Source organism: Acetilactobacillus jinshanensis, from assembly GCF_004359375.1.
Taxonomy (GTDB): domain Bacteria; phylum Bacillota; class Bacilli; order Lactobacillales; family Lactobacillaceae; genus Acetilactobacillus; species Acetilactobacillus jinshanensis.
The window spans coordinates 688,727-701,727 of record NZ_CP034726.1; the positions used below are offsets into that span (position 1 = coordinate 688,727).

The 13,001-nt window shown below is 40.2% G+C and carries 9 protein-coding genes and 1 tRNA gene; 7 read left to right on the plus strand and 3 right to left on the minus strand.

The window, feature by feature from the left end; translation table 11 throughout:
• Positions 1-71 precede the first annotated feature (71 nt).
• Positions 72-1,538, minus strand: a complete 1,467-nt coding sequence (locus ELX58_RS03240; RefSeq protein WP_133441731.1) for a catalase — start codon at positions 1,536-1,538, stop codon at positions 72-74.
• A 188-nt stretch (positions 1,539-1,726) separates the two neighbouring features.
• On the opposite strand from ELX58_RS03240, the gene ELX58_RS08050 reads away from it, so the two are divergent.
• The 7 genes from ELX58_RS08050 (at position 1,727) to ELX58_RS03270 (ending at position 10,560) form a co-directional block, all read left to right on the plus strand.
• On the plus strand, positions 1,727-1,861 hold the full coding sequence (locus tag ELX58_RS08050; RefSeq protein ID WP_257791762.1) for a hypothetical protein: 135 nt from the start codon (positions 1,727-1,729) through the stop codon (positions 1,859-1,861).
• An 81-nt stretch (positions 1,862-1,942) separates the two neighbouring features.
• Positions 1,943-2,032, plus strand: a tRNA-Ser gene (locus ELX58_RS03245).
• 144 nt (positions 2,033-2,176) lie between these two features.
• Positions 2,177-2,398, plus strand: coding sequence for a hypothetical protein (locus tag ELX58_RS03250; protein ID WP_133441732.1), 222 nt, complete (start codon positions 2,177-2,179; stop codon positions 2,396-2,398).
• 144 nt (positions 2,399-2,542) lie between these two features.
• Positions 2,543-3,769 carry an MFS transporter gene (locus ELX58_RS03255; RefSeq protein ID WP_162614616.1) on the plus strand — a complete coding sequence of 409 codons (1,227 nt, stop codon included), beginning with the start codon at positions 2,543-2,545 and terminating at the stop codon, positions 3,767-3,769.
• A 516-nt stretch (positions 3,770-4,285) separates the two neighbouring features.
• Entirely contained in the window at positions 4,286-6,079 is a 1,794-nt protein-coding gene (locus tag ELX58_RS03260; protein ID WP_133441734.1) for an ABC transporter substrate-binding protein, read from the plus strand.
• Between the two features lie 89 nt (positions 6,080-6,168).
• Complete coding sequence (locus ELX58_RS03265; protein WP_133441735.1) at positions 6,169-8,586, plus strand: Xaa-Pro dipeptidyl-peptidase; 2,418 nt, start codon at positions 6,169-6,171, stop codon at positions 8,584-8,586.
• 15 nt (positions 8,587-8,601) lie between these two features.
• The gene (locus ELX58_RS03270; RefSeq protein WP_133441736.1) at positions 8,602-10,560 is read left to right on the plus strand and encodes an alpha/beta hydrolase family protein; all 1,959 of its coding nucleotides are present in this window, start codon (positions 8,602-8,604) and stop codon (positions 10,558-10,560) included.
• Between the two features lie 411 nt (positions 10,561-10,971).
• Here ELX58_RS03270 and ELX58_RS07850 read toward each other — a convergent pair whose 3' ends face one another.
• Positions 10,972-11,307, minus strand: a complete 336-nt coding sequence (locus ELX58_RS07850; protein WP_162614617.1) for a hypothetical protein — start codon at positions 11,305-11,307, stop codon at positions 10,972-10,974.
• A gap of 351 nt (positions 11,308-11,658) precedes the next feature.
• Positions 11,659-12,987 carry an FRG domain-containing protein gene (locus ELX58_RS03280; RefSeq protein ID WP_133441738.1) on the minus strand — a complete coding sequence of 443 codons (1,329 nt, stop codon included), beginning with the start codon at positions 12,985-12,987 and terminating at the stop codon, positions 11,659-11,661.
• Positions 12,988-13,001: the final 14 nt, after the last annotated feature.

Here is a 13,001-nt window from a genome sequence, read left to right on the forward strand (position 1 = left end):
ACTTATGATTTAAAAATAAAAACCGTTGTGATTTATCAATCACAGCGGTTTTTTACTATTATGATCAGAATTTACTTACCTTTAATTTCACTCATGTCTAGACCTAAAGCTTTAGCGACCCGTTCACCGTATTCATGATCGGCATGGTAGAACTGACGAGTTTCTAAGACTTTGGTGGTGTGACTCTTAACGGTCCCTAAGGTCGATTTAAGAGTTTCAATTAAGCGATCCTGTTCGGCTTTAGGATAAAGTCGATATAATGCACCGGCGGCAGAATAGTAATCCGGAGCGTAAGTATCGTAAGAATCAGCCTTACCAGAAACGTCGTACGGTTTGATCTTAGCGGCGTGGTCTTCGACCGGCCCGTTTTCACCATTCGGTTCGTAGTTGACCTGATGCCCTTGATGTTCGGCCATAAAGCCATCCTGTTCGTAATTAGCGGGATGTTTGACGTTGTGTGGCCGGTTGACCGGTAAGTTTTCGAAGTTAACACCTAAACGGTAGCGTTCAGCATCCTTATAGGCGAAGAGCCGTCCCTGCAGCAGCTTATCAGGTGATGCTTCAACACCTGGTACCAAGTTAGCTGGTGAAAAGGCGGCTTCTTCAACGTCGTCAAAGTAATTGTCAGGATTCTTGTTCAAGGTGAAGTAACCAACTTCGTGTAACGGATAGTCCTTTTTACTAACGACTTTCGTGACGTCAAAAATATCGTGTTTGTAATGCATACCAGCTTCATAAGGAATGATCTGAACGTAGACCTTCCAGGTCGGGTAGTTCTTATGAGCAATGGCATCATATAAATCCTTGATAAAGTAGTCAGTATCCTCACCAGCGATCTTAGCAGCCGTTGCGGCAGACATGTTCTTGACGCCTTGCTGGGTATGGAAATGATATTTGACCCAGTAAACCTGGCCATCTTTATTGACCCACTTAAAGGTATGGCTGCCGTAACCGTTCATATTGCGGTAACTAGCGGGTAAACCACGGTCACCCATTAGGTAGGTAACCTGATGACAGGATTCTGGTGAATGCGACCAGAAGTCCCACTGCATATCCTGACTACGTAAATGCGTTTGCGGATCGCGTTTCTGCGAATGAATGAAGTCAGGGAACTTCAACGGGTCATTAATAAAGAAGACCGGCGTGTTATTACCAACGATATCGTAATTACCGTCACGAGTGTAAAACTTTAAGGCAAAGCCACGAACATCACGGACGGTATCTGGATAACCCGCTTCACCAGCAACTTCAGAGAAACGAGCCATCATCGGTGTTTTTTTGCCCTTCTTACCATTAAAAATGTCGGCTTTAGTGTACTTACTCATGTCATGAGTCAAGACAAAGACACCCTGGGCACCGGCACCCTTGGCATGAACGACTCGTTCTGGAATTCGTTCACGATCAAAATGAGCTAATTTTTCAATTAGTTGATAATCCTGCATGAGAACCGGGCCACGTTTACCAGCCGTCAACGAATGATTATTGTCAGCCCACGGTTGGCCGGCAGCGGTTCGCAGTGTTTTCTTCTTTTTACTCATATTTAGATCACACCTTATCCCACAAAATCTGATTTATAAACAACATGGACTCTTACGCCTCGCATTTATCATAGATCATCAACATTATAGATGTAAAATCACCTATTTTATGGATAATTCGAAACATTAGCACCTAAAAATAGTTTATAATAAGGATATACTCTATTTTAATGAATCGGGTAATATAAATGAACGTGATTTATGGTTTTGTTGATTTCATCATTCGGTTAGGTCAGTTAATCGTGGCTTTTGCGCCCTTTATTTTCGTGGTGTTATTCGTTGCCTTCTTAGCTGAACTAGCCATTAAACACTACCTAGGATAAACATCTAAAGTTGCGAAAGTTACTGGAAAAATGCTAAACTAAAGACGTGGCAAATTCTCCCACAATTTACAGCCACGTTATGGAGAGTTACTCAAGTGGCTGAAGAGGACGGTTTCGAAAACCGTTAGGTGGACTAAAATCCGCGCGGGGGTTCGAATCCCCCACTCTCCACTAATCATGATTGAAAGACGTTCATTATTTGAACGTCTTTTTGTTTATGTTGCTTTAAATTAGATGAGCTAAATGAAAGCGCTTTTATAAATAATTTGTTATTATTTATATTGTACTTGATTGAAAACGTTTGGAGGAAACCATATGAGTACCAACGATAACCAAGTCAATTTAAAGAGCTGTGAAGTTGACGTCCCGATCTCTAAAAAGGCTCAGGATGCTCAATCCGCAGCCGGCATTAAATTGTTAAAGGCTAACGAAAAGAAGTATCACTTGAACATTCACGCAATCACTTCAGGTGGTATCAGTACTGATGATGCTGGTAATAACTATGCATCATTCTACGTTAGCTACCAAAATAAGTAGTCAACCATTGATATGAACATCTCCCGTGTTAAGTCCGCTAATCAAAGCGGACTTTTTTGTTACTTTGCTCACAAGTCCCCATGAAACCGGCTAAATCGTGTTAGAATGGGCATTGTTTCATTCAATTATTGGGAGGATCAATATATGAAAATGACTAAAAACCAGAAGTGGACCTTGGCGTCCACTTCCGCTGGTAACGGACTGCTGGAAACCGACAGTTCATTCATCTCTTTTGCCATGACACCAATCATCGCCGAGATGCACATTAGTGGAGCCGAAGGTGGCATGATGATCACCGCTAATGACATCGGGATGTTAATCGGTGCTCTAATTTTTGGGATGTTAGCTGATATCTTCGGTCGAGTTAGAGTCCTGACCTACACGATTTTCCTGGCTGCGATTGCGACGACCGGGATGTACTTCGCCCACGGGATCTTCTTTATTTACGTGATGCGTTTTATTGAAGGTCTCGGTGACGGTGGTGAATACGGTGCCGGAGTTACTTTAATTGCTGAAAACTTTAAACACCATAAGATCGGAACATTGGAATCGGTCGCCAACAGTATCGGTGAACTAGGTTCCATTCTGTCGGCATTGATTGCGGCCGTCGTGATTCCACTCTGGGGCTGGCGCACGATGTTCCTGTTCGGTTTAATTCCGGTCGCTTTAGCGTTCATTACCCGTAAGAATTTAAACGAAAATCCGGATTTTCTTAAGAACGTTCGAGAAAGACGGCTTCATCATCACCACCGGATCCCGAACTTGAAACGATTATTTGAGACACCCAAAATCGCTTGGCAAACCATCGCCATCATGATCATGGCAATGGTCGAAGAAGCTGGCTACGATGGCTTATTGAGTTGGTTACCGTCCATGATGCAGAAACAGCTGCACGTTAGCGTTACTGATTCGTCATTGTGGACAATCGCCACGGTCATCGGGGTTGGTGCCGGTGCAATTGCCTTCGGAAAGTTAATGGACGCGAAAGGTGCTCGATTTGCCTTTACTACGTTCTTTATCGCCTCGGCAATCTCCGTTTACGCCATCCCGATGTCGTTCAATGCGATCACGTTAATCATCGCCGCCACGATCGTCGGTTTCTTCGTTACCGCAACCTACAGTGGCTACGGAGTCGTAATTAGTCGCCTCTATCCAATGGACATTCGGGCAACTGCCAACAGCTTTATCGAAAACATGGGAACGTTGTTCGGTGGCTTTGCACCGATGGCGATCGGTTTCATGATGCAGTATTCCAGCATCAAGATGATTATGCTAATGTTATCGTTAATGTTTATCTTGAGTCTGGTTGTCATGCTATCAATTCCAAACTTAAAGAAGTTAAGCATTAAAGAAGCGGCCGAAAAAGCTTAACCATCAAACATTAAGATAATTACATCAAAAGTCAGATTTATAAAAATCTGGCTTTTTTGTTTCTTTACCTTGACACATGTTCAATTAATGTTATATTGATAACCGTAAAGTTAAGTATATCGAAAGAAGGTCAGTCTGATGCAACAGACTTGTTCGGAAATGCTGAATAAGTTTAGTCGACAATCACAGATTATTACAGTCATTGCGATTATTATTATTGCGATTATTGCGATTTTAATTATCACTTTGACTGTGTGAATAATTTGTGGCTGTTGTTTTGGTTGCATCGGAAAATGTTCACACAGGGGCAAAATCTAAACTGTGTGGATATGATCTGGAACGTTAATTTTGAATTTCATTAAAAATGGTCCTCACGGTTTAGATTTCAAATCGTGAGGATTTTTTCATGCCTCCTTTCTATTTCTAGGAAGGTGATTAGATGAAAGTTGCGATTATGCATTATAAAAAATGTCGTCGTTGAATAATTAGTCTAAATTTTTGATGGAGTGAAAATTAATGAATCGATATAAAAAGATGTTAGCAATGGGCGTTGTCCTATTATCAATGGCAGGCTTAGCTGCTTGTTCCAATAGTGCAAACGGAACTAACAAACACGTTCATTTATCTGAAACCGCGAATTTAAGTAAAAAGCCAACCAAGGCCGGTGATAAAAGTGGCCTGAACGTTGCCGAAGTTAGTGATTCACCGTTCTCAGGAATTACTTCGCCTGAATTAATGGATAATGGTGAAGATCTCGATATGTTCGCCCCCGGTGGTAACGATAATATGTTCAACCAGAACAATCATTATGAAGTTACCAAGGGCGGCCTAGCTAACTTAAAGTTAAACAAGAAGAACAACACCGCTACTATCACTTTACGTAAAAACGCTAAATGGTCAAACGGTATGAAGGTCACCGCTAAAGATGTTGAATATCCATACGAAGTCATCGCCAATAAGGACAGTAAGTCGCAGTCTTACAGTGATGTTTTAAACGACATTAAAGGCTTGTCAGCTTACCATAACGGTAAAGCTAAGACCATTTCCGGAATCACCTTCCCAGATGGTCCTAAGGGCCGCAAGACCGTAATTCATTACAATCACCTAACTCCAGGCATGAAGTACAACGGTAATGACTACATGAACGGTACCGTTGAACCATACGAATATCTAAAGAACGTGCCAATCAGCAAGTTAGCTTCTTCACCACAGGTCCGTAAGCACCCACTCTTCGTTGGCCCTTACAAGATGAGTAAAGAAGTTGATGGTGAATCAACCAGCTGGGTACCCAATAAGTATTACTGGGGCAAGAAACCAAATATCAAACGAGTCCATATCCAAGTCGTTTCGACCAGTAACTTTGCCGAAGCCATGAAGACCAAGAAGTATGATTTTGCTAGTGGTACCTATGGTGCTTTCTCAGACTTCCCTCACGTCAAGAATTTAAAGGACTACACCACCGTTGGTAAACCATTCTTAGCCTATGGTAACTACGGCTTTAACGTTGGTTATCAGAATAAGAAAGGCAATACCGTTGAATACAAGCACGGTAAGATGAGCAACCCTAGCTTACGTCGTGCCATGATGTACGCACTTAACTTGAACATGGTCTACAAGAAATTTGGCTACGGTTTAAAGTACCGTGCTAATACCTTAGTTCCACCGATTTATGGTAAATACCATGCTTCTTATAAGTCTCAGCCAGGCTTCCCTTACAACATGAAGAAAGCTAGACAGTTACTTAAGAATGCTGGCTATAAGAAGCGTCATGGCAGCAAGTGGTTATCTCAACCCAACGGTAAACCGTTAACGATTCACTTAGGTGCCATGTCAGGTAGTTCCGTTGGTAACGCTCAATCTGAATATATGCTACAGCAATGGCGTAAGTTGGGCTTAAACGCTAAATACACTAATGGCAAGCCAATGGAAATGAATAGTTACTACGCTTACCTATCCAAGCCGAAACAGAAAGCCATGGATGTCTTCGAATCCGCATTCGAAATCAATGCTGATCCATCCGAAGGTGGCATGTACGGACCAGGTGCTGCTGAAAACTATTCTCACTTCGCATCTAAAGAAAACAACAAGCTACTGACCGAAATGGACAGCAAGAAAGCCTTTAACCTTAAGTACCGTGTCAAGGTATTTAAGAAGTGGCAGAAGTACATGAATAAAGAAGCCGCAGTCGTTCCTGATGATTATATGACCATCTGGACACCAGTTAATCACCGTGTCACTGGTTTCAACTATTCACCAGGTGCTAATCAATTCTGGAGTAACTTGGGCTTAAACGCCACAAGCGAAAAATAATTCATTTTATAACATCATCAAATTAGTCTAAAGTCTTAAGTATGGGCTTTAGACTTTTTGTTTACTGAACAATATAAGGAGATCATAAAATGAAAGATCATCAATTCGCTCTCAAGCCGACTAAATGTAATGAAATGGTTAAAGAATTAAAAACAATTCATTTTTATAATGATCAATTAGCTAAATTGAAACCCACTAAATTATTAAAGACTTTACTAATGAAGGCCTTTGCGAATGAACACAGCCACACCATGAAAATGGTCCGTTTACATGATCTAATGGCGACACCCACCGTTGCGGCAGATGACTATTTAGCTCATCACGATGATGTTTCGTTCAACGTCTTCTATAACATCGCCCTATGCATGTTACATTTCGACGTTGACTTAGATTTCCAATTATCAGATCCACTTAAGGGATTGAAGAAGAGCAACATGCCCTACTTAAAGCCACTAGATCCTAAATCAATGACGACTAAGGAAATCTTTGAAGCTTGGTACCTATTATTATGTACCCACACCAAAAAGTGCCAGACCTTATTGGAAGAATTAGCCAGTGCCGGTTATTATAAACAATTTAATGATTTACCTAAGCCGTTATTCTTTAACGGTAAAGCTCAGCCTGTCTTTGACACTAGTGATTTTATCCACGACATCGTCTACGTTGAAGCACCGTTAGATACTGATCATGATGGCAAACGGGATCTCTTAAGGACCGACGTTATTCGCCCACGAGAAACTGAAGATGGCCTAAAAGTTCCGACCGTTTTCACACCCAGCACCTATAATCTAGGCACCAACGACCGTCTCGATCTCAAAATGATTCACAATGTTAACGTCCCATTAAAACATAAGCAGCCCAATAACTACACCTACAAAGACGTTACGACTCATTTTGATCCAACTAAAAACATCCCAGCACCCCGTAAAATCAAAAAGACAACTAAGAAAGCTGAAGCTAGCAGCTACGATGACGGCTGGACTTACAACTTAAATAACTACTTTCTAGCCCGTGGCTTTGCGGTTGTCTATTCATCGGGCGTTGGGACCTATGATTCACAGGGCTTACGTGATACTGGTGCCCGTTCCGAAGTGGACAGCACCAAAGCCGTGATCGAATGGTTAGCAGGCAACCGCACGGCCTTTACCAATCCTGTGGATCAGATTGCCATCCCCGCTTGGTGGTCCAATCACCACGTTGGCATGACCGGTCGTTCCTACTTGGGTACCCTGACCGAAGCGGTCGCTGGAACCGGTGTTAAGGGCTTAAACGCCTGCATCGTCGAAGCCGGAATCTCTAATTACTATGACTACTACCGTGACACCGGTCTAGTCATTGGTGGTGAAGATTGTGACGTCCTCGGTGAATTCACCTTTAGCCGTCGGAAAGGCGTCGGTGACTATCATCGCATCAAGCCAAAGTGGCACAAACAGTTAAAGTACATGCTGAAGGGCGAAGACCGGAAGACCGGAAATTATAACAAATTCTGGGATAATCGGAATTACTTAAAGAACGTGCATAACGTTAAAGCTGGGATGTTGATAGTCCACGGTTTGAACGACTGGAACGTTAAGCCCCGGAACGCCTGGAATTTGTGGCAACACCTGCAGAACGTACCGACTGACAAGAAAATCGTTCTTCATCAGGGTCAGCACATCTACATCAATAACTTACAGTCGATCGACTTCACGGATATGGCTAACCTCTGGTTCAGTAATAAACTTTATGGTGCCGACAATCACGCCAACCAAGTCATACCGACCGTAATGGTTCAGGACAACACCAAGCCTGAGACCTGGCATACGTATGGCAACTGGGGTCACACTGGTCATCAGGTCACCTATCGATTTAATGACCATCAGTTAGATCCTAAGCAATCATCCTCTCAGCCGTTATCCTTTAAAGATCATCTGGATAAAAAGCATTTTGATCACTATTGTCACTGGCATGACGACTGGCACCATGATACCTTCAGCAGTAAACCAAGTCCGATGTCCCATAACCGCTTATTGTTCAAGAGTGCTCCACTTAAACACGATCTAGTTGTTGACGGTGTCGTTCACTTGAAACTACGGGTCAAGAGCAGTGCTAACGTCGGTCTTCTAACCGCATTCTTAGTTGATTATGGCAAGATGAAGCGTTTAACCAAGACTCCGCAGATTTTACAACCGCAACGGGTTACCCTCACCTATCATTGGCAGCAAGCCAATATCAAAGATTTCATGAAGCAGGAAAACTACACACCATTCAAGAAGATCGTTACGGCTCATTTAAACATGCAAAATCGCGAAAATTGTTACAAAGTTGACGATTTAAAACCAAATCAGTATGTTGACGTTGATCTACAGTTCCAGCCAACGTTTTTCCACTTCCTACCGAAGCATCGGGTTGGCTTAGCCGTTTGTGCGACCGATTTTATTTGGACCCAGCGTGGCAACCAGAAGATTACCTATACTCTTGATCCAAAGCATTGCGAATTAATCTTACCGACGTACGAAAAGAAGTAATTAGGAGGTCTTATTATGCAAGGCGTAAGTCCAGAAGATTTATATCTGTTTAAATCAGTCACTCAGCCGTTATATAAAACTCATCAATCATTTTTCGTTGAAAACAGTATCGATCGCAATAATAATCAATACTTGGCTCGATTAGCTAGTCTTGATGCGCAAGGTCATTACCACGTTTGGGCTGACGGTGGCACTAACGTTAATCCACAGGTCAGTTCAACCACTCTCTATTACGTTCATACCGGTAAAAAAGGTGGCCAGTTAATGAAGAAGTCACTAAAAGGTGGCCTTACTAAACAAGTTCCCGTTAAGGGCTCCGTAAGTTCACTGTTATTATCTGGTGATCAACTCTTCTTTAAAGTCGTCACGGGTACTGAGCAACCGAAGTTTACCACCACCAAATTCCCGAAAGTCCGGGAAGTTACGAAATTTCAGAATAAATTTGACGGCTACGGGTGGTTACCAAATCACGCTCAATACAAACTATGTGTGTATGATACTAAGGATCACCAAGTCAAAGTCTTAATGTCCAGTAAATACAATTTTGCTTTACAATCGGTTAGCCCTGATCAACAAAAAGTATTGTTCATGACCGCTACAAAACATCCCAAGACAACCTATAGCGAAGCCAACGGCGCTTTTATCTTTGACGTTAAGACCCATCAAGTTACCCTATTGAATCAAACTTTACCTGACGCGGTCTTTACTTCCGCTAAGTTTTCACCGGATGGCAAATGGGTTGGCCTCGTTGGCAGTGATAATCACGCTCATGGCGCTACGACGGCTAACTTTTGGCTATATAACGTTGCTAGTCACGAATTAAAGGACGTCACTAAAGATCAGGATGACGTCGATGTTGGTTACTTAGGCTTATTAACCGGTGACTTTATTCAACAACAGAAAGGTGACGAATTCTACTGGTTAGATAATGATCATTATCTTTTTCATGCGTATCACCATGCTCACAGTCAGTTCTACGTTGGCGATACCACGGGTAACGTTTCGCTAGCGGATAATCAGAAGCGTGACGTCTATGACTTTTCACCCATGGATCCGTATCACCTACTCATTTGTTCATCAGAGCCCACTAGTCCCTGTGAATTACATGAATTAGATTTGAAGACTGATAAGGAAACCACCCTATATAACCCAAATCACGTTTACGAAGAAACGCATCGGTACGTAAAGCCAACGCCGTTCACCTACCAATCTAAAGATGGCAAGGTTACGTTAGACGGCTGGTTAATGCGTTCACCGAAACATCTGCATGATAAAAGTCCGGTCGCCCTATATGTTCATGGTGGGCCACACGCTGCTTACGGCTATACGTTCTTCCAGGAATTCCAGGCCCTTTGTAACCACGGCTATTCGGTATTGTACGTCAACCCGCGTGGTTCAAGTACGTATGGTGAAAAGTTTGCCGCGAACGTGATCGGTCACTACGGTGAAGATGATTATGATGACGTGATGTCAGGTGTTGATGCCGCCTTTAAGAATTTCTCTGGTTTGGATTCGCATCATTTATACATCATGGGCGGTTCCTACGGTGGCTTCATGACCCTATGGACGATCGGTCATACAAATCGTTTTACTGCAGCCATCGCTCAACGACCCGTTTCTGACTGGTGGTTAATGTATGGCGTTAGTGACTGCGGAGTTGAATTCCTGCAAACGGAACTTGGCAAGGATCTTTATAAAGATAAAGGTGCTTTAGCTCTGTACCATAAGGAATCACCGCTCACCTACGTAATGAACGTCAAGACACCATTAATGCTTCAACATGGTGAATACGATATGCGTTGCCCAATCAGTAACAGTGAAGTCTATTACACCGCCATGAAACGGAACGGGACCGAAGTTAAGTTCCTACGTTACCCGCAGAGTTTCCACGGTGTCTCACGTAATGGCTTACCAAGTTTAAGGGTTCACCGAATGCACGATATCTTTGACTGGTTGGATGAGCATAATAAATAATTAGAATTTAAGATTGGATATCTTAAATTCTAAAATTGTTTAGCACGGTTAAATAAAAAGCGTAATCTGGTTATTTTACCAGACTACGTTGTAGTACGGTTATATCTTTAATTCCAGCAACAACAGAAAAATCTTTACTTCTTAGCTATGAGAACTAAAAGGCAAAGTGCGGGAGTAATGCCGCTATACATCGAGAAGTGTATTTAACTATACTTAATAATAAGATAATTTATTGATCTTTAGGTCTAAATGCGATATTTTAAAGACGCGAGAAGTAATGTAGTTGCTTCATGTAATTAGCAACAATAGGGAAGACGCTTAAAAAGCGTCTTTTTTATTTTGTCTAAATTAAGTATGGTATTTACTTAAATTAAACACTCTAGTCTCAAATATAGACAAATGCACGGCAACTCATTTTGATAACTTCTGAAAATACGTTTTAATATCTTTCGCTACCCTACTTACGTTAAGACATGCATTGCGAAGATCTGAAATATTTTTATGAGTAGTCTCCTTTTGACTATAATCGTCAAGAACCGCTAACGAACTCACCAACGGCTTTAATCGATAGTTGGTCTGATGCTCTTCTTTACTAATATCTGACAACGCTTGTTCCTTATTCTTAGACGACCAGCATTTGATGGTCCGTTTCTTATAAAACGAATGGATATTACTGAATAAGTTACTTAATACGGAAGAATCCGTTAATTCCTTCGTTGACGTTAATGACATCATAATTTTACGCAACGATTGATTATTCGTTGCTGTTACATCATTAAGTGATTTGTATAAACGATGTGACGTTACTTCAATGTCCTTCAATTCGGAAAGAATATTAAATAGGTCTTCCGCGACGGATCTAATATAATCACGCCGATGAATATAATCATTAGATATGATCGTGATTAAGATGGATGCAGGTACCCAATGATGGCACCTAAGAAACCTAATCTGGAGTCATCTGACGCATGCATAAATAAATCAAATGAAACTCCAAACAGAAAAATAATGAAAATTATGATAATTATTAATAATTTGTGTTTGTTAAAGGATTTGATGGGATCATCTCCCTAAGATATTGGTTAAAATGACATAGAATTAGACATAATATTTTTTCTTAAAATAGTCAGCAATACTATCCTTATCCATAAAGAGACTCATTTTATTTATTCCCATCGAATCTAATTTTCTTCTAATAGATGACTTATTCTTTATATTTATTACATACATTGGCTCAGGTTTATGAACGATAGATAAAGATGGAATATATACAGAATCATTAGGTAAATCATCTTTAGATCTAAAATGATTAAAATTCTTTCCATCAAAAGTATACGGACTTTGTATTATAAAATAACTTTTTTGAGCTCTAATTCTACCCCAATTCAAAGTACAATTAGTACAGAAATTTAATTCTTTTGGTATAAAAAACTTAGTATCATTTAAAACATAATTACTTAAATATATCAAAAATAATAATAACAACGAATAATTAACCAATTTATTACTTGCAGAATCAATTGCATTACCATCCTTATCAATGTAATGATACATTACGTTTTTTACACCGTTATTAGTATTAAGATATGAATATGATGTTGGCCTAATTCCAAATATATTTAAAAAATGGATATAAGCCATAACTAAAGGTGTTGGGTGATTAGTAGATAGTCCATTTACAGTATTTCTAATTGATCCATATAACATGAATGGATTCTTTATGTTCTTTAAACAGTTACTTATATCTAAACAATATTTATCATTCCTAAATTTAGACGAATTAGAATTTAATTTTTTAAGAATTCTACTAATAAGAAAATTTAAATAATTATTTTGCCGATTATTAGCATTGACCTCAAGATCCCTAATAGAGTCATATGATTTTCTAATACTTTCATTAGTCTTTAACGATAATAACGCATATGTTTGATCACCTTTTCTACATTTCATTAAATATTTATATGACAAAATATGATTATCGAAAGGGATAAAATTATCTTTCTTGAATATGTATACTCTGCCATAGTCATCATTAATTTTGTTCTTAATAGGCTGTGAAGCAAAATATAATGCTATCAGTGGTGATGTGGATACATCTAATAATGGTGTTGGTAATGAATGATGCTGACATAAAGCCATAAAATTTTGTTTTTCATTATTAGTAAGATTGGGGACATTCTTATAAAATGAATATGCTGCATCAAGGTATGTCTTCCAAGTATTATATTCATATACCCCCTTAGAAGACTCACTAGTATCTCCTCGACTACAATCGCTTTTTAAAGGACCTCTTCTATAAAGGGTCGCTGTTAATTTTGTATCTCCAAAATCTTGATTTTCGCCGCGATAAAAATAGTCATCATTAATGTTTGTAACGGTATTTAAAATTCTTAAATACTCGTCAACGGTTTTAATAGATTCAATCACTGTGTCTCATCTCC

Coding starts and splice junctions, on each gene's coding strand:
- ELX58_RS03260 (WP_133441734.1), top strand. CDS start 4,286: ATGAATCGATATAAAAAGATGTTAGCAATGGGCGTTGTCCTATTATCA.
- ELX58_RS03270 (WP_133441736.1), top strand. CDS start 8,602: ATGCAAGGCGTAAGTCCAGAAGATTTATATCTGTTTAAATCAGTCACT.
- ELX58_RS03265 (WP_133441735.1), top strand. CDS start 6,169: ATGAAAGATCATCAATTCGCTCTCAAGCCGACTAAATGTAATGAAATG.
- ELX58_RS03250 (WP_133441732.1), top strand. CDS start 2,177: ATGAGTACCAACGATAACCAAGTCAATTTAAAGAGCTGTGAAGTTGAC.
- ELX58_RS08050 (WP_257791762.1), top strand. CDS start 1,727: ATGAACGTGATTTATGGTTTTGTTGATTTCATCATTCGGTTAGGTCAG.
- ELX58_RS03255 (WP_162614616.1), top strand. CDS start 2,543: ATGAAAATGACTAAAAACCAGAAGTGGACCTTGGCGTCCACTTCCGCT.
- ELX58_RS03240 (WP_133441731.1), bottom strand. CDS start 1,538: ATGAGTAAAAAGAAGAAAACACTGCGAACCGCTGCCGGCCAACCGTGG.